Origin of the sequence: Phenylobacterium sp. LjRoot219, from assembly GCF_964252995.1 — a bacterium.
GTDB lineage: Bacteria > Pseudomonadota > Alphaproteobacteria > Caulobacterales > Caulobacteraceae > Phenylobacterium.
This window is the reverse complement of record NZ_CAXUQI020000003.1, coordinates 119,480-135,912: the sequence shown is the minus strand read 5'-3', so window position 1 is coordinate 135,912 and position 16,433 is coordinate 119,480. Positions and strand designations below refer to the sequence as shown.

15 protein-coding genes and 1 pseudogene are annotated in these 16,433 nt (G+C 65.6%); 11 read left to right on the top strand and 5 right to left on the bottom strand.

The features are described from left to right. Positions 1-77 precede the first annotated feature (77 nt). The 3 genes from ACSQ14_RS25480 (at position 78) to ACSQ14_RS25470 (ending at position 1,324) form a co-directional block, all read left to right on the top strand. Complete coding sequence (locus tag ACSQ14_RS25480) at positions 78-260, top strand: hypothetical protein (protein WP_436017876.1); 183 nt, start codon at positions 78-80, stop codon at positions 258-260. A gap of 106 nt (positions 261-366) precedes the next feature. Further along, positions 367-807 (top strand): response regulator, encoded by a 441-nt coding sequence (locus ACSQ14_RS25475; protein WP_436017874.1) that lies wholly within the window; start codon positions 367-369, stop codon positions 805-807. A gap of 10 nt (positions 808-817) precedes the next feature. Next, positions 818-1,324, top strand: a complete 507-nt coding sequence (locus tag ACSQ14_RS25470; RefSeq protein ID WP_436017872.1) for a PAS domain S-box protein — start codon at positions 818-820, stop codon at positions 1,322-1,324. Positions 1,325-2,099: 775 nt separating this feature from the next. Here ACSQ14_RS25470 and ACSQ14_RS25465 read toward each other — a convergent pair. Continuing rightward, positions 2,100-2,714 carry a response regulator transcription factor gene (locus ACSQ14_RS25465; protein WP_436017870.1) on the bottom strand — a complete coding sequence of 205 codons (615 nt, stop codon included), beginning with the start codon at positions 2,712-2,714 and terminating at the stop codon, positions 2,100-2,102. A 131-nt stretch (positions 2,715-2,845) separates the two neighbouring features. On the opposite strand from ACSQ14_RS25465, the pseudogene ACSQ14_RS25460 reads away from it, so the two are divergent. The 3 genes and pseudogenes from ACSQ14_RS25460 to ACSQ14_RS25450 form a co-directional block, all read left to right on the top strand. Continuing rightward, positions 2,846-3,021: pseudogene (locus ACSQ14_RS25460) on the top strand (IS110 family transposase); the annotation flags it as partial. Positions 3,022-3,101: 80 nt separating this feature from the next. Beyond that, the gene (locus tag ACSQ14_RS25455; RefSeq protein ID WP_436017868.1) at positions 3,102-3,602 is read left to right on the top strand and encodes a phasin family protein; all 501 of its coding nucleotides are present in this window, start codon (positions 3,102-3,104) and stop codon (positions 3,600-3,602) included. 304 nt (positions 3,603-3,906) lie between these two features. Then, positions 3,907-4,908 carry a sensor histidine kinase gene (locus tag ACSQ14_RS25450; protein ID WP_436017866.1) on the top strand — a complete coding sequence of 334 codons (1,002 nt, stop codon included), beginning with the start codon at positions 3,907-3,909 and terminating at the stop codon, positions 4,906-4,908. 419 nt (positions 4,909-5,327) lie between these two features. Here the strand turns inward: ACSQ14_RS25450 and ACSQ14_RS25445 are convergent, their stop codons facing one another. Further along, entirely contained in the window at positions 5,328-6,095 is a 768-nt protein-coding gene (locus ACSQ14_RS25445) for an SDR family NAD(P)-dependent oxidoreductase (RefSeq protein ID WP_436017578.1), read from the bottom strand. 390 nt (positions 6,096-6,485) lie between these two features. Between ACSQ14_RS25445 and ACSQ14_RS25440 the strand changes: the two genes are divergently transcribed. Together ACSQ14_RS25440 and ACSQ14_RS25435 are read left to right on the top strand one after the other, a co-directional pair. Continuing rightward, positions 6,486-7,145, top strand: coding sequence for an alpha/beta hydrolase (locus ACSQ14_RS25440; protein ID WP_436017864.1), 660 nt, complete (start codon positions 6,486-6,488; stop codon positions 7,143-7,145). Positions 7,146-7,351: 206 nt separating this feature from the next. Next, positions 7,352-8,479 carry a hypothetical protein gene (locus ACSQ14_RS25435; RefSeq protein ID WP_436017862.1) on the top strand — a complete coding sequence of 376 codons (1,128 nt, stop codon included), beginning with the start codon at positions 7,352-7,354 and terminating at the stop codon, positions 8,477-8,479. 182 nt (positions 8,480-8,661) lie between these two features. Here ACSQ14_RS25435 and ACSQ14_RS25430 read toward each other — a convergent pair whose 3' ends face one another. After that, positions 8,662-8,952 carry a DUF3892 domain-containing protein gene (locus ACSQ14_RS25430; protein ID WP_436017860.1) on the bottom strand — a complete coding sequence of 97 codons (291 nt, stop codon included), beginning with the start codon at positions 8,950-8,952 and terminating at the stop codon, positions 8,662-8,664. A gap of 798 nt (positions 8,953-9,750) precedes the next feature. Here ACSQ14_RS25430 and ACSQ14_RS25425 point away from each other — a divergent pair. Together ACSQ14_RS25425 and ACSQ14_RS25420 are read left to right on the top strand one after the other, a co-directional pair. Continuing rightward, positions 9,751-10,776 carry an IS110 family transposase gene (locus tag ACSQ14_RS25425; RefSeq protein WP_436017858.1) on the top strand — a complete coding sequence of 342 codons (1,026 nt, stop codon included), beginning with the start codon at positions 9,751-9,753 and terminating at the stop codon, positions 10,774-10,776. Between the two features lie 223 nt (positions 10,777-10,999). Continuing rightward, positions 11,000-12,163: an IS110 family transposase gene (locus ACSQ14_RS25420; RefSeq protein ID WP_436017856.1), complete on the top strand. Its 1,164-nt coding sequence runs from the start codon at positions 11,000-11,002 to the stop codon at positions 12,161-12,163. Positions 12,164-12,712: 549 nt separating this feature from the next. Here the strand turns inward: ACSQ14_RS25420 and ACSQ14_RS25415 are convergent. Both ACSQ14_RS25415 and ACSQ14_RS25410 read right to left on the bottom strand, forming a co-directional pair. Beyond that, positions 12,713-12,982 carry a hypothetical protein gene (locus tag ACSQ14_RS25415; RefSeq protein ID WP_436017854.1) on the bottom strand — a complete coding sequence of 90 codons (270 nt, stop codon included), beginning with the start codon at positions 12,980-12,982 and terminating at the stop codon, positions 12,713-12,715. Between the two features lie 194 nt (positions 12,983-13,176). Then, positions 13,177-14,454, bottom strand: a complete 1,278-nt coding sequence (locus ACSQ14_RS25410) for a sensor histidine kinase (protein WP_436017852.1) — start codon at positions 14,452-14,454, stop codon at positions 13,177-13,179. A gap of 313 nt (positions 14,455-14,767) precedes the next feature. On the opposite strand from ACSQ14_RS25410, the gene ACSQ14_RS25405 reads away from it, so the two are divergent. Next, positions 14,768-14,920 carry a hypothetical protein gene (locus ACSQ14_RS25405; RefSeq protein ID WP_436017850.1) on the top strand — a complete coding sequence of 51 codons (153 nt, stop codon included), beginning with the start codon at positions 14,768-14,770 and terminating at the stop codon, positions 14,918-14,920. Positions 14,921-16,433: the final 1,513 nt, after the last annotated feature.

Sequence of the window (16,433 nt, the reverse complement as noted above, 5' to 3'; positions counted from 1 at the left end):
AAGCGCGCACGCCTGTTGCTGGCGCTCTGTCCGCTCGCGCACAGACCGCGAATCACCGAACGCGTTATGCGATGGTCGTGGGGGAAGCGTTCAACGTCTTCGGCGTCGGAAGTGATGATCGCGCGCTGGCGAACACCGAGGTCTGCGCGTCCTCCCCCGCTGAAGCTTGCGCGATCGCCGAGCTGATGTTTGGCGACTGCGCCCTTGTGGAGGTCTGGGAAGAGGCTGTCCTGATCGCCAGGATCCGGCGTCAGTGGTAGCAGTCGCCGCACCAAGCTCGGGGGTAAAGAGGCGCGCGGAGCGCGCCTGGAAAATCGCAGGCCAGAAGCCTACAAATGGGCGCCTAAGCAGCGTCAGGTGGCGACAATGCCCACGGCTCATACGGGATGGGGAAGCGCCGCTATAGGAAAGGGCTCCGGTTTTCCCGCCGCCTATCCCGCGCTCCTCGGGCTCGAGATCCTTCTCGTCGAGGACGAGGCGCTCGTCGCAGCCATGCTCGAAGACATGCTTGCGGACTTCGGCTGCGTCCTGGCCGGGGGCGCCGCCACAGTCAGCGAAGCGCTCGCTGCGGTTGAGGCCGCCACCGAAATCGACGCCGCGATCCTGGACGTGAATCTGGGCGGCGAGAAGGTGTTTCCGGTGGCGGACATCCTCGTTAGTCGCGGCGTCCCCATCGTCTTCTCGACGGCGTACGGTCCCGCCGATCTCGCGGAGCGCTACCCGCGAGCCCGGGTCATCCACAAGCCCTACCGCCCAGAGGCTCTCGCAGAGCTGCTGATAGACATCGCGCATAGCCCGCGCGCCTAAGGAGCAGCGCATGACGGACGCTAACCTCGCCCGAGAAGTCGCCGCGCTCCGGCAGCAACTTGCCCAGCGCTCAAGGTCGCTCGAGGAGGCCGAGGCGCGTTACCATGCGGTGTTCAATTCCGCCCTGAACCCAATGTCGATCTGCACGACCGACGGCATCATCCTGGACGTCAATAAGGCCGCGTTGCGCGCGATCGACGCCTCGATCGAGGCCTTTATCGGCAAGCACCTGTGGGAAAGCCCCTGGTTCGCTCAGAACCCGCAGGAGGCCGCGAAGGTCGAAACTGCGATCACGCGCCATCGCGGCCAGTACATCGAGTACGATTCCGACGTTCTCTCGCCTAATGGCGAGCGCCGCACCTTCCAGTTCGTCCTACGACCGTATCGGTCCTATGTCGGCGGCGACGCCCGTTTCCTCGTCCTGGAAGTTCACGATAACACCGCCATTCGGACGAAGGCTCAGATCCAGGAGGCCAAGATTGTAGCCGTACGGCCTGTGAAAGCGACGCTCGCCTGAACGCGCCAAAAGAGAAGCGGAACTTCCCTGCCCTCCCGGAATGGGAAGTTGCCGGCGGCAGCCGAACCCGGTTCGAGCTAGGGAGGCCGGAAGTTCGAGACATGGTGGCTGCGGCGCTCACAGGTAGGATTGATTCCGTCCGCTAAATGGTGCGGCTGCCAGAAGCCGAAGTCGGTTTGCGGACATTCACGGGAGCACCACCCGAATGCCGGTCGTCGACGAGCCGTCGATTCTGGAGCTTCATCCAAAGAACCGCGTTTTCTAGACGCGACGGCGAAAGAGCCCCACCCCCACGCCGCTGGCGCAATGCCAGAGCCCCCGGCTTCTCTCCAGTCCCGGGGGCTTCGCAGACTGAGGCTTTGGGGGCAGCCTACGGCCGGCAGCGCCAGGAGCGGAACTCGGATCGCTTCCCGGAACAGGAACTTCGCGGGGTCAAACGCATCGTTCTGACGACCCAAGCGGTAGTTGGCTTCGATGTCACCCAACCTCAAGGACGGGAATGACATCCGTTTCAGCGGCTCCGGCCGCCAACCATTCGGCCAGATGGGCGAGCAGCTGCGCTTGATACGCGGCCGCGCGATCGACCGCAGCTCGGGCAAACGAATAGCAGCACCCGCAACCCAGCCCAGAGGGCGGCGATGAACGCTGGCAGCTGAGCCTCTGGCGGCCGGGAGTCGGGCTCTGCGCGCCGGAAGGCTCAGAGTGAAGACGCAAGCAACTCCGAACTCGACCTTAGCGGCGTGTCAAACCGTCGGGGCTCGCGTCTGCCATAATCCTAGATCAGCCGGTGCTTGAACGCATAGCGCACCAAGTCCGCGGCTGTGTGGCAGTTGCCCTTCTGCATCGCCGAGGTCCGGTGGCTCTCTACGGTTTTAATGCTGACATTCATCCGCCGAGCGATCTCGTTGTTCTTACAACCGTCGGCCAGCATCTGAGCGATCTGCAGCTCTCGGGTGGTGAAACGACTGATGCGCCGGCCGCTCGTCACGCACTCTAATGTTTCAGATATCGAGGGCGAAAAGTAAGTGCGATTGCCCGCCACCCTGAGCACCGCGCGTTCGAGCTCCTCCGCTCCCTCGTTTTTTAGAAGATAGCCACGCACGCCCGCGGCGACTGCGCTCAAGACGGTGCCCTCGTCCTCCCACATCGAATACAGAAGCACCTTCACATCCGCGCGCTGCTCGCGCAGACAATGCGCCACGCCAATTCCGCTCAGCCGCGGCATCATGACGTCGAGGAGCGCGACATCAGGCGCTTCCGCCATTGCTAATGCGAGGGCCGCTTCCCCGTCCGCCGCCTCACCGCAGACCAAAAACCCCCTGTCTTCGAGAAGATTTCGCACTGCCAGCCGCACGATAGGCTGATCGTCGGCCACCAGAATGCGAAACATGCCTAATCGGCTCCAGTCGAGAAAGGCCCGTTTGGCCCGCTCGTTCGCCGAAGCAGCATAAGCTCTGATGGAGGTGATGGCGGTCGGGCCGTCGACATAAGCTTCGGAAACGGTTTGCCGGGCCGCCCAAAAGCCTGCAGTCGGTTCAGGCCAAGATCGCCGCGCTTGATCGCGAGATCGCCGCGCGGTCGAAGGCCAATCCGATGCTAAGCGCCTGATGACGATCTCCGGTGTCGGACCGGTCGCCGCCGCGCTGGTAGCGCTTACGCCGCCGCCGTCAACCTTCCGCCGAGGCCGCGCGCTCGCCGAGACCACCTAGGGGCTTCACCCGATGTTGCAGCTCCGGGGCCCCCTCTAGGGTCGCGGCCCTTCACGAGAGAGGCCGCCATGCCTGATCCATTATCCTCCCCCAGCACCCACTCAAGTCGGGGGGTACCCGATGATAATGCCGATACAGCTACCAGCGCCGCTATTGGCGAGCGCGAGAGAACGTTCGCGCCTCCGCCACAGCTGGAAGCGTTAAGTCGCGACATCGAAGGCGCCCGCGCAGGCGCCTCCAACACCTTCGAAGTGTTCGAAAAGCTCAGCCGGACGCTTTCGCAGGCGTTCGCCGGTGGACCGGGACAGAACGACCTCGCCTTCACGGCAAGCACCCCGCTTACCAGGATCGCCGAGGAGACCTCCAGGGCTTGGCTGTCGCTTGCGCAGCGGGCAATCGCCGCCAATCTCGCCGCGCTCACCGAACTGAGCAAATGCCAAACCGCCCCAGATCTCGCGGCCTGGCACACTTGGGTGGTTCGGGAACAACTGCAGCTGGCGAGCGAGGCTGGCGAAGCGGTCGTCGCGATAGCCACGAGAGCGATCGAGCAGGCCAAGCGCACGCTGTGATGCAGGGAAGCGCCGCCAGCTCCTTAGCGACCTACGTAAGAAGTCGAGTTGCGCGGCCATGGCTGACCAGAAGGGTTGCCCGGCCCGCCCCGCGGCCGCGCGGGGCTTCCGCTATGGCGCTCGGGGCCGGGCTGCGCGATGGGCTCAGCGCCAGAACCGGAAGTGGGGGTGCTACCCGGAGCATGAACTTCGCGGAGCCGGGCCAACCGGCGCTGCCGACGTTGAGCCCGCCCTCGGGACGCCCTAGACATAAATGTCATCAACAGCTCCGATGGCTGATACACGTTTGGCAGGAGATGCTCACGTGTCTGCCCAAGGCCCCGGCTCGCAAGTCTGGCTCCCCGAACATCTTAAGCAGGCGATCGAGGCTGCGAGCGTGGCGCTCTGGTCGTGGAATGTCGACAGCGATCACTTCACCATGGACGAGCGCGCCTTCGACCTATGGGGCCTCCCGTGGGCCGACAAGGTCTCCTTCGAGGAGCTTTCAGCGCATATCCACCCCGCCGACCGTGACCGCGTCCGGGCCGCCTTCACGGGGACCCGGTCGGTCGCGGGTTCCTATGAAATCGACTTCCGGATCATGCTCGGAGACGTAGTCCGCTGGATTTCTGCGCGCGGCCAGGGCGCGGACGCGGGCATTGTCGACGGGGTCATGTTCGGCATCTTCCTGGACGTGACCAATCGTAAGCAGGCTGAGGAAAGCAATGAACTGCTTGCGGGTGAGATGAGCCATCGCGTCAAGAACCTGCTCGCGATCGCGACGGGCCTGACCCACATCTCCTTGCGGTCAGCCAAGAGCCTCGAGGAGATGGCGAACGATCTAACCCAGCGCCTCACCGCCCTTGGTCGCGCCCACGACCTCGTGCGTCCCCTTCCCGGAATGGAAGGCAAGGCCGCCCTGATCGGTGACCTGCTGTCGATCCTGCTTGCGCCCTATGACAATCCGGAAGCGTTCGCGGGCCGCATCCGTGTAGCCGTGCCGAGGATGGGGATCGGGGAAGGAACGGCGACGACGCTCGCCATGGTCATTCATGAACTCGCCACCAACGCGGTCAAGCACGGCGCGCTGTCGGTTCAAGAAGGGACCCTAGACGTCTCGGGTTCCTGCGACAGCACCCACCTCACGCTCATCTGGGCCGAGGACGGCGGCCCCGCGGTGGAAGGCACGCCGGAGATGCGCGGGTTCGGCAGCAAGATGATATCGCGCAGCATGGCCCAGCAGTTTGACGGCGCCCTCACCTACGACTGGCAGCAGAGTGGGCTCGTCGTAACCTTGCGTATGCGCAAGGATCGCCTCGCCGCCTAGACTGCTGGGTCCGCCTGAACAACGTCGGCTTCCACCCTCTCCTGCACTTCGGAACTTCAGCTTATTGGGTCCGGGCCAGGCCGCGCGCCAGCTCAAGGGGCGCGCCAACAGCGGACGTTGGCTTGCTTCTCGGAATCGGACATCCAGCATGGAGCGGATGCTGAAGGTTCGGTCCGTGCTGCCCTGACCTGGCGCCGATCCACGACCGGACCCTGGCGATCCTGACCCTGCAACAGGGGCTGCAACGGCTGGATCTAGGCGGCCCGGGCGAAGCCGTCTTCGAGCAGCCGTCCGGGACCTACGAGGTGCGAGAAGCACCGCGTAAACGGCAGACCCTTTCCCGAGAAATGCGCCGGGCGCTGCCGTGATGGGCGGCGGCCCGGCCAAAGGTCTGGAGGCCGGGCCACTCGATGCGTCGGTCAGGCCGAACCCATGTAGCGGCCGCCGTTGACGCTGATCGTCTGGCCCGTGATGTAGCTGGCTTCCTCCGACGCAAGGTAGGAGGCGGCGGCGGCGATGTCCTCCACCTGGCCGATCCGCCCGACCGGAAGCGCCGCGCCATAGGCCTCGACGGCCCCTTCCCGCTGCATGACGTCGGCTCCGCGCAGCATGGGGGTGTCAATCGAACCCGGCGGGATCATGTTGACGGTGATCCCGGACTTGCCGAACTCCACCGCCAGCGACTTGGTGAAGCCGAGCAGCCCGCCTTTCGAGGCCGTGTAGTGCGTCTGGGTGGGCGAGCCGGTCTGCACCGAGGACGAGGTGATGTTGATGATTCGCCCCCATTTCGCGGCGATCATGTCCGGGATGATCTCGCGCGTGAGGATGTAGGGGCCGCGCAGATTGACCCGCAGGACGCGGTCCAGGAGCTCGTCGCTGACCTCGAGGAAGGGCGTGAACGGGGCGATGCCGGCGTTGTTCACCAGGATCCCGATCGGGCCGAACTTCGCGCGCGTTTCGGCGGCCGCCTTCTCGATCGCGGCGCGATCGGCGCAGTCGGCGGTGATCGCCAGAGACTGGCCGCCGGCGTTGGCGATCAGCTTCGCGGTCTCGGCGGCGCCCTCGCCGTTGATGTCCCAGATGGCGACCGCCGCGCCGTCCGCAGCAAGCCGCACCGCGATGGCCCGGCCCATGCCCGACCCGGCGCCGGTAACGACCGCAACCTTGCCCTTCAGTGAACGCGACATCCGTGTTCCTCCTCGATCCTTCGCTGAGCAGGGACCAATAGAGAGCCGGTCTCAGGCCGCCAAGGTCGGGGAGTTCGCGGGGGCGGAATTGCGCCGAGGTCGGGGGGGCGCTGCTCTCGCCGCGCACGTCGCCCAATCGTCAATTACCGCGCCACGACCGGAACTCCCCTCACCTCCAAGATACGAAGGTTCCCGACGCCGATGTCGTACGTACAACACCCCTGCCCACAGGGCAGCGCGCGCCACTTCCGGACATTGCGGCCGCTCCAGGAAGACGACCTTTGGGCTCGCGTCGAAGGCGACTTCGACCCGAAGCTTGGCGGCGCCGGCCGATGCGCATGACCTGTGTGATCAGTTGACCCCCGCGCGCGCCTCCAGCAGGACAGCCACATGACCGGACCCACCCTTCTCGACGGCCCGACGTCGGGCCCAGCCACAGGCGCTGCCCCGCGCTCGCTGGTGATCCTGCTCCATGGCTACGGCTCCAACGGCGCCGACTTGATCGGACTGGTTCCCTATTGGCGCGCGGCGCTCCCCGACACGCTCTTTCTGGCGCCCAACGCGCCGCAGGACTGCCCAGGCGCACCGGGCGGGCGGCAGTGGTGGCCACTGACCAGCCTTTCGCCGGAGGCCCGTGCGGCCGGGGTGCGGGTCGCCGCGCCTGACCTGAACGCCTACATCGACAGCCACCTCGCCGCGCACGGTCTGAGGGAGGACAGGCTGGCGCTGGTGGGGTTCAGCCAGGGAACCATGATGGCGCTGCACGTCGGCCCGCGCCGGGCAAAGCCCATTGCCGGGATCGTCGGCTATTCGGGGATGCTCGCCGATCCCGATGCCCTAGCTCAAGAGGCCGCCACGAAGCCGCCGATCCTGCTCGTGCACGGCGACGCCGACGAGGTCCTGCCAGTGACAGCCATCCATCAGGCGAAGACCCGGCTTGACGCTCTGGGCTTCGAGGTGGCGGCGCACGTCTCGCCGAGCCTTGGACACAGCGTGGACGAAACGGGGCTCCAGCTGGGCGCCAGCTTCCTCGGGAACCGCCTCGCCTGACGCCGACCGATGGCCCCGTCCCTCACTCACCACGCAACCAGCCGGGTCCGAGCGGCGCCATGAGCCGACCTTGGCTCCACTCCAGGAACAGGCATTCGGCAGCCAGCGTGGACCGCAGCGAACGACCCCATTCCAGCCTTTCCGAGCGCCGGCCCTCCGGTTGATCTGCCTTGGCGCGTCCACGCAGCTCAGGTCGCGCTGCAGGGTTGCACTTCCACGACCTTCATTCGACAACAGCCAAGATGAACGGCGGTCGCAAGAAGATCACACTGACGGCCAAGGTCTGCCTTGCGGCGGCCCTGACACTCGCGCCGATGGCAGCGCTCGCGCAAACCGAGACGCCGATGACGTTCGCACCTGGGGCCGACAACGCGAACGAATTCGCCAAGCGCGTGGTGATCGATCATCTCGTGCCGCGCATCTACGCGGTCGGCGTTATCACCGAAGACTCCGCCGATAGGCTTCGGGCGTATGCCCACCAGCGTCGCCTATCGCATGCGAAGATCGTCCTCGATTCACCGGGTGGGTCCCTCATCGGAGGGCTTCGCCTTGGGATGGCGATCCGCGATCTCGAGTTCGATACCGAAGTGGGGACGGAGGCCTGGAACGAGGACAACCACGCTGCATCGATCTGTGCGAGCGCATGCGCCTACGCCTTTGCAGGTGGAGTGAGCCGCTACTACGGCCTCAACAGCCGAATTGGCGTCCATCAGTTCGCCGGCAGCGGTGCGGGATCCCTGCGCGCCGGCCAAGAGGTCAGCGCATTGGTCGTAAACTACCTGCACGACATGGGCGTCGACACCACGGCCTTCGCCGTCGCCAGCCGCGCGACACCCGACGATATGACCTGGCTCGACGAGCCAGCTGCTCTCCAGCTGGGCCTCGCGAACAACGGAACCTTGCCGACCATCGCTGAGATCAAGATCAGTGAGGGCGCTCCGTATCTCCGGTTGGAGCAAACCCGCCGCGAGGTGACCGGCCGGGCCCTCCTGATGTGCGGGACCAAGGGATACCTTCTCGGAGTTGGCGTCGTCACTGACGCCGAGACCACCACGAGCCGGGCGAAGGAGGTCACCAGAGCCTACATTGAGATTGACCATCGCCCTTTCGGCGTGATGACCGGACCCGGAAGCATCCAACCGAGCGGTGACGTCATCTGGGTGACCCGCGGCGTCACGAAGGCGGAGATCCAGCGCCTGGTCGGCGCCCGCGACCTCGATGTTTGGACTGAGAACGGCGGCCCCATGCGATGGGGTGCCGGAATAGACCTGACTAAGGTTCAGCCTCAGGTCGCCTCATTCGTTGCCAATTGCATGCCGACCGGCAGCCTGTAGCCGACAATGCGGTGCGGATGCCGAACTTCAGCGGCGTCGGAAGATCAGCGCCAAACAGCGGAACCTGGACCGCCTTCCGAAACCGGAACACGGCGCAAGGACAGAGAATCGCACCGGAAGCTCGTCAGCCGTGGGCAAATCCTAACGAGCGCGAACGCCGCTCGCGCTCGTCATCGGTTGGGTCAGTTACAGGTCAGAAGCGAGAGCAGATTATTCGGTTCGACCCCATCGGCGGTCGTCTTGAGATACTTCCTGCCGTTAGGTCGCTTAGCGACGACTACGTCCACTGCCTTTCCGCCGCCGTAGGTCCAGAACTGGTAGGTTCCATTTTCGATGCCTGCGATGGCTTGATCGATGGGCAGCTTCCACGGGCCGCCGTTGGCGGCACCGGTCGCGCCACCAATGGCGTCGATGCGCTGATCAGCGTCAGCTCCATCGGGCGTAATGCAAGTCACTTGATGGCGTGCAGCCATAGGTAAGACCCTCAGGTTCTAAACAATCAGAGGGTGCTCGCCCACCAAGGCATCGTGATTTGCGGCCTTGAAGCTGCCTATGTGGCAACGTAGCCTTCGCAAATCACCCGATGCGCGAGCACCTGGTGGTGTTGGAGGGAGGGGTCGACCAAAGTTTGCCGACCTAGGAACCGACCTCTCCTCTCCCGGCTCTCAGACCTGCCGCATCACGCCAGCCGATCTAAGTCTGCCTCAACGCTCACTTCTTCTTAGGCGGCTCTGACACCGTCCCGCGCGGGTTACGCACGGCCGTCGCCGTCGTGACGTAACGACCCGTGGTCGCGGAGCGATGCGGACCTTTGGGCGGCTTCGCCATCCCAATCTCCCATGCTCGTTATGCAGCCGGACCCTGCACTGGCCTATCCACCCTGGCCGGTTCGCCTCAGAAGTCCAGCCACAACATTTAGCGCCCGCTCGACTTATCCACAGCACATGTGGGAATAGGTGTGGCGCGCACCGCCGAACTAGGCGATTCTCGACGAGTAAGTGTGGTCCGATTTGGAAATCGGGGGAAGTCGCATTCGTTCCCCTCATGTTCTCTGTTCAGAGGGCCTCTGTGGCGGCTTCCCAGCTGGGCCCGAATGCGGTGCATCACGCCAGCTTCGGACCTATCGTGTGATCGGGGGGCCTGACGCGGGCGCCGCGCGCGCACCTCGAGCTCAACGGCAGCGGGCGCCAGCAGCGATGGGGTGGACGCCCCCTGACGGCCTCGAAGTGCCAAAGTGGAGGTGTTGAAGCACCACTACGAAGGAGGCGTCCGTGGGCGAAGTTACAACGATCGGGCTCGATCTGGCGAAGAGTGTCTTCCAGGCGCACGGCGCGGATGCGGCCGGCGGCGTGGTCTTCCGGAAGAAGCTGCGGCGCGATCAGCTACTGACCTTCTTCGCGGCGCAGCCCCGCTGCGTGGTGGCCATGGAGGCCTGCGCCGGCGCCCACCATTGGGCCCGCGAGCTTGCCGCGCTCGGCCATGAGCCCCGGCTGATCCCGCCTTCGTATGTGAAGCCGTTCGTGAAGCGGCAGAAGAACGACATGGCCGACGCAGAGGCGATCTGCGAAGCCGCGCAGCGCCCGACGATGCGCTTCGTCACGCCCAAGAGCGCCGAGGCGCAGGGCGCGGCCGTGGTGTTCCGAACGCGCGATCTGCTCGTCAGGCAACGCACTCAGCTGATCAACGCGTTGCGCGGTCACCTCGCCGAGTTCGGCTTCGTCGTGCGCCAGGGACCTGGCCACGTGGACAAGCTGATCGATCTGGTCGTCGATCCTGCGTCCGAGCTGCCGCCGGAGGCGCGGCCGGTCCTGGCCATCGTCGCCGAGAGCCTAAAGGCGGTGCACACGAGGATCTCGGCTTTGGATCGCGAAATCGCCGTCCGGGCGAAAACCAATCGCCTCGCCAAGCGCCTGATGACCATTCCAGGCGTTGGGCCAGTCTTGGCCACGGCCCTGGTCGCCTTAGCGCCGGCCGCAGACACGTTCCGTCGCGGCCGTGACTTCGCAGCCTGGCTCGGCCTCACGCCCAGGCAGCACTCCAGCGGCGGCAAAGAGCGGTTGGGTCGAACCACGAAGATGGGGGAGCGAAGCCTTCGACGGCTGCTGATCCTCGGCGCCAGCTCCGCGGCGCAGGCCGCGGCGCGCGACGGATCACGCGCCAGTCCGTGGCTCGCCGGCATGCTGGGGCGCAAGCCGCGGATGCTGGTGACGGTGGCGCTGGCCAACAAAATGGCGAGGATCGTCTGGGCGCTGATGGCGCACGGCGGCTCCTACAGAGCTCCGGCTGCGGCGGTGTAAGACCGCGGGTCTGAGACGTCAGGGAGGCGGGAAGGTCAGACGAGAGGTATGGCGCAACGGTCAGAGACGGGGTCGGGAAAGCCAGACAAGTTCCGAGCGCCTCGAGCGCGCAGCAAGCGGTATGGCCCCGATCCGCGATCTCCATACAGATCCCATGGGGCGTGGATAGCGCCCGGAGCTCTGCCAGAGTGAGGTCGCTGATAACCCTCACCTGGAGAAGACCATGCTTGTTGCAACAAGCGTCTCGGAGCGCCCGGCCGCTATCCGCGTGGATCTTGGCGCGATCTTCGTCTCGATGGAACTCAGCCGATCGAAATGGCTGATCACCTCGCTGGCGCCGGGCGGCGGGGAGAAGATGTCGAAGCACGAGGTCGCGGGCGGCGACCTCGCGGCGCTCTTCGTCCTGTTCGCGACGCTGCAGGCGAAGGCGCTGGCGCGGACCGGCCAGAGCTACCGGATCCTCGTCATCCAAGAAGCGGGCCTCGACGGATTCTGGATCCACCGGGCCCTGGAGACGCGAGGGATCGAAAGCCACGTAGTCGACCCGGCCTCGATCGCCACCTCCCGGCGGAAGCGGCGGGCCAAGACCGACCGGATCGACGGTGAAGCGCTGGTGCGCGCGCTGCTGGCCTATAAGCGCGGCGAGCCCAGGGTCTGCTCTATGGTGCGACCGCCCAGTCCAGAGGCGGAGGACCGCCGGCGTCTCATGCGCGAGCGCAAGGCCCTCATTGCCGAGCGGGTCCGGCACACAAACCGCATCAAGGGGCTGCTATTCGCGCAAGGGATTGCCGGTTACGAGCCGCTGCGCCGCGACCGCCGCACGCGGCTGGCGGCCATGTGCACGGGCGATGGCCGGCCGCTGCCGCGTCACCTGACCGCGCAGATCGCGCGCGAGCTCGACCGGCTCGAGCTTCTCCTCGCGCAGCTCAAGGCCGTCGACGCCGAGCGCGACGCCCTGCTCGACGAGGCGCAGGTCCACGCCAAGGCGCCCGCCGGGCTGCTGCTGAAGCTGAAGGGCATCGGCCCGGAGTTCGCCGCCATCCTCTGGTCCGAGGGCTTCTTCCGCCACTACGACAACCGACGCCAGATCGCGGCCTACGCCGGCCTGGCGCCCACCCCCTGGCAAAGCGGCCAGATCGATCGCGAGCAGGGCGTCTCGAAGGCCGGCAACCCACGGCTCCGCGCCGCCCTTGTCCAGCTGAGCTGGCTGTGGCTTAGGCACCAGCCGCAATCGGCGCTGACTCGTTGGTTTGAGGCACGCGTCGCCCGCAACGGCGGACGACGGCGCAAGTCAACGATCGTCGCCCTGGCGCGCAAGCTGCTCGTCGCGCTCTGGAAGTACGTCAACGCCGGAGTGGCCATCGAAGGCGCCGTCTTGGCCCGCTGACGCTCGAGGAGACCCCCATCCGCAGGCGCTGATCAGGCCTGCCGGATCCAGGCGACGAACCGCAAGCTGGCCTTGGCCCTCAAAGCCGACATACAGAATGGTCTCGTCTCCTGAGCCCAGACCGCCGCAAGCGGGATGTTGGTGCAGCCGTCTCCAGGCGGCGACCGGATGTGAGGTGGACTGGTCTGCAAAGCAGACCGCGTCACGCAACGGGCTCAGACTTGGATCCCTCAACCACGAAGGATCAACTATGCCCAGGTAGTCCCTTGACGGCATCATGCCCCATGTGAGGCCAGCGGCCGTGCAAAAGCCGCATCAACAGGCCGGACACACGGAAGCACCTGAACCTGCGCGCCTCACCTCTCCGAATCTTCTTGCATCCGCGGGGGCGTCCACACACGGAACTTGTGCGGGTCAGGCCGCCCCCAGCGTTTAGGTAGCGGCTGCGAACACTCGCGGTTTGCGGCGCGTGAAACGCCACACTCTGCAGCCCCGCCGACGATGATGCGGCACTTTACGCCCTCAGGCGGAAATTCGAGCGAGACGCCGTCAAGTCCGCCGCTGCGCCGTCAGCAAGCGGGACCCAAGGCCCCTGCGGGTGGGGGGCTGGACGTCTGGCCCGTCCTTCTCGGTCCAGTCCAGCACGACCTCATGGCGTCCGTCGTCTGCGGCGACCACGGTCCAGGCGAGATTCACCGAACCGGTCAGGCTGGAGAGCGCGCCATATTTGACAGCGTTGGTCCCAAGTTCGTGCAGCGCCAGCACCAACGGAACGCACGCAGCCTCAGGCAAGGTGCAGGTCGGGCCGGCGACGCTCAAAGCTCCTGCCCTCTTCCACCGTCAGGACCATCAGCGGCCTGTCGGCAGAAGTTCGGAACCTCCGCTTCTCGGGGCCGTGGGCGTGCTCACGAAGCCCGGGGCAGCCAGCGCCAACCCTAGTGCGACGGACGCGGCAGCGAATCGGGCCCGACATCGACTACCCGCCAAGCGCCGGCCAACTCCACTGGATGAGCTCACCCCGGAATCGTGCCTGAGGGCCGCAGCGGAAAGGTGATCGTGCACTGGACACCTTCCGGCGGGAACCCCAGCACCACTGCTCCTTGCAGCTCACGGCCCAGAGCTCGCTCCAGAAGACGACTGCCAAACCCGCGACGGTTGGGCGGCGATACCAGCGGACCGCCATGCTCTTCCCAGCGGAGCCGCACGATCTTGCCGGCCCCGCCGCTTTCGCAGGCCCATCGAATGAGCACCCTCCCGACGCCCTCGGACAGTGCGCCGTACTTCGCCGCATTGGTGGCCAACTCGTGCAAGGCCATCGAAATGCTCGCAGCCTGCGTGGGATCCAACCACAGGTCGGCTCCTTGGACGTCGATGCGCTCGCCGCTCCAGGGGGCCAGGGCGCGAGCCACGAGGTCGCTCAACCACGCTCCGCTCCAACTGGACGCGGTGAGCAGCTCGTGAGCCTGCGCCAAGCTGACGAGCCGGTCCTCAAATCCCGCCCGAAAGTGCTCGCGGCTTGGCGACGCCTGAAGGATTTGCGATGCAAGGCTTTGCACCGTGGCCAGGGTGTTCTTCACCCGGTGATTCAGCTCGTTGATCAGCAACGTTTGGCGTTCTTCGGCGCACTTGAGGTCATGAATATCAATCGATGTGCCGACCCAACGGATCTCGCGGCCTGCGGCGTGCATCGGGTCGGCCCGGACCATGTACCAGCGAAACTCGCCGTCTCGCCGCCGGATGCGGAATGGCATTTCATACCCCTCGCCCCGCGCCCGGGTGTCCGCCCAGACTTGGAGGACCGCGTCGACGTCGTCCGGATGGATCGTCTCGGTCCACCCATTGGGGAGCGCCTCTTGCGGCGTTTGCCCGGTGTACTCGTACCAACGATCATTCAGATAGTGGATCTCGCCGCCCTGGCTGGCGAACCATACGAATGCGGGCACGCAATTCGTGAGGGCTCGAAAGCGTTCCTCCATTTCCCACCGGTCGTGGATGTCCACGACCGATCCGATGTGTCCGAGGAAGGCGCCGTCCTCCGCGAACCATGGGTTGCCTACGCCCATCGCCCAGCGGTAATCGCCGGACGCCGAACGAAACCGGTATTCAAGCTGGAATGGCGTGCGGGCTGCGTTAGCGGCGCGATAGATCCGCAGAGCTTCGGCGCGATCATCAGGATGGATGACGTCAAGCCAGCCAAACCCAAGCGCCTCAGCCTCGCTCAGGCCGGTTAGTTGGCAGCAAGCGCGATGGACGTAGGTGCACCGGCCGTCAGGCGCCGTGACCCAGATCATTGCTGGCGGCTGACCCGGGATTTGGGAACGAGGATCCGAGCTGCCGACGGAAACCCTATGCCGTGACTTAGCCGCGGTCACGTGGCTCCTCCGCTGTCGGCGTATCAAGGCGCCAGCGGGAACCTGCTGCTTTGATCTAGCGGCGGTCACGGGCACTCTCCGCTGTCGGCGTATGAACGTGCGAGCGGCTCGTCGGGTCCCAGCGCGCCAGTCCGGGACCTATTGAGCATGTAGCCAAATCCGCCGCCCTAGAGCCCGAAAGGGGCCGGCTCGCATTGGGGCGAGTTCCCCGAAAGGCTTGGAAAGCCCGCCCTTGCACAACGGGCAGGATGTTCTTCACCCGGTGCTCAAGTTCCGAGTTGAGGTGCTGAAGCTGGGCATTGAGGTCGCGCCTCGCAACACCGGCCTGAACCTCCAGCAATGTGCGCCGAAGGGTCTGCGCGAGAGCGATGATCAGGTCGGATGACAGGTCGGATGAGATGCAGAAGAATATGGCACCACAGGTGTCGCCCGGGCGGAGGCGGTGCCGCCAGCCGTGACCTCAAAAAACGGAACTGCCTTGCTGGTGTGGGCCGCACCGCTGGTGATGCTGGTCGTCGCCCCCGGCCCATGGCCCTACGGGTTCTACGGCCTGCTCGGATTGTGGTGTGCGCCAGCGCCCTCTGATCACCCGGGCGGACGGCAGCCAGGCCACGACGCTGAGCGACTTCCCCGACGACCGGACCGCGATCGCCGACACCGGGGTCTTCGTCTCTGCTGAGCATCCCGCGGCGGCGTTGGCGCGCGGCGCGGCGAGGCCGTTGAGCTCCTCGGCGCTTGGGACTGGAGCGAGGGCGAGGCGCGTTGGACGCCCGGGGTCTAAAACCTTGAATTTGCGTTCGAAACCGGGCGTCGGTTCGGCGGTCGATAATGTGGGCGGCTCACAGCGACCCCTCCGAGCCGCCATTTCAGGGCGCACCTTGCCTGGTGAACAAAACGCCCGGCCCCCGGACACAACCCGGGGGTTTGGCGTCTCTGGCTCGTCAGTGAACCGGCTGGCTCGGCGATTGATGAGGCTGGAGGCTTAATCTCCTTGCCCAGTGAGCAAACGCCCGCCCAGTGCGGCGACCAAGCTAGGGTTTTCGCGTGGTCCGCTTCGCGGCCCCTACGCGGGCACCAAGCGACGTCGTCCAACGTCGAGTTCTGGGTCTGGAACTGGACCTCCTCGCAATAGGCGCCTTCGCGAAAGAAGAGGACTTCGCGGTGAGAGCGGCAAAGTCCTCAGTCGGAGACGATGGAGTTGTCGCCGACTTTGCTTTGGCGACGCGGGAAAGGCTAACCCCGGTTAGGGCCGAAGGCGCCCGGCAAAACCCGCAGCCCACATCCCAAATGACCGGACTCCAGTGACCCCGCCGCAGCCCCGGAGGCGCTTGCCGCGGTCAAAGTGGGAGTGCCCCGCAGCGGCTTCAAAGTGCTCGATCCACAGCACTTTGCCGCCCTCGCAGATCTCGACCGAGTCGGCGTTGCGGGCCTTCATCAACTCGCGCCGCGCCAACTCCCGCGCCCGCTCCTCCGTCTCGGCCAGAATGTACGACAGTGTAGAGCCGCCCGCCCCAGTCCCCAGGGATGAAAAGGTTCGCAGCGAAGTCCGCCCCAAGGGTTCGATGAGCAAAGGCTAACATCGTTATCCATCGATTACAATTAGGCTGCCGCGAGGCGCGCGCGTCCACGTTCAGCGCCTGGGACCATGTACTCAACGCGCTGGCGCAGCATTCCCGGAAGCCGAGCTCGGTGCTTGGTTCGCATCGGCTGGCGGGTAGTCGGGGATCTGGACCTGGTTCACCGCCGCCGCCGCATCTACGTTCGGCGACGACGTGGAGTCCGCGCCTTTTGCAAGCGACAAGCGCTGAGCCGAGCGCAAGCGCCACATGAAAAGTTGAATCTGCATCGCCTCATTCCTCTCTCTGGAACGCGCGAATTTGAACGTCTGGTCGACAGCT

Coding starts and splice junctions, on each gene's coding strand:
- ACSQ14_RS25475 (WP_436017874.1), top strand. CDS start 367: ATGCCCACGGCTCATACGGGATGGGGAAGCGCCGCTATAGGAAAGGGC.
- ACSQ14_RS25470 (WP_436017872.1), top strand. CDS start 818: ATGACGGACGCTAACCTCGCCCGAGAAGTCGCCGCGCTCCGGCAGCAA.
- ACSQ14_RS25465 (WP_436017870.1), bottom strand. CDS start 2,714: ATGTTTCGCATTCTGGTGGCCGACGATCAGCCTATCGTGCGGCTGGCA.
- ACSQ14_RS25455 (WP_436017868.1), top strand. CDS start 3,102: ATGCCTGATCCATTATCCTCCCCCAGCACCCACTCAAGTCGGGGGGTA.
- ACSQ14_RS25445 (WP_436017578.1), bottom strand. CDS start 6,095: ATGTCGCGTTCACTGAAGGGCAAGGTTGCGGTCGTTACCGGCGCCGGG.
- ACSQ14_RS25440 (WP_436017864.1), top strand. CDS start 6,486: ATGACCGGACCCACCCTTCTCGACGGCCCGACGTCGGGCCCAGCCACA.
- ACSQ14_RS25430 (WP_436017860.1), bottom strand. CDS start 8,952: ATGGCTGCACGCCATCAAGTGACTTGCATTACGCCCGATGGAGCTGAC.
- ACSQ14_RS25420 (WP_436017856.1), top strand. CDS start 11,000: ATGCTTGTTGCAACAAGCGTCTCGGAGCGCCCGGCCGCTATCCGCGTG.
- ACSQ14_RS25410 (WP_436017852.1), bottom strand. CDS start 14,454: ATGATCTGGGTCACGGCGCCTGACGGCCGGTGCACCTACGTCCATCGC.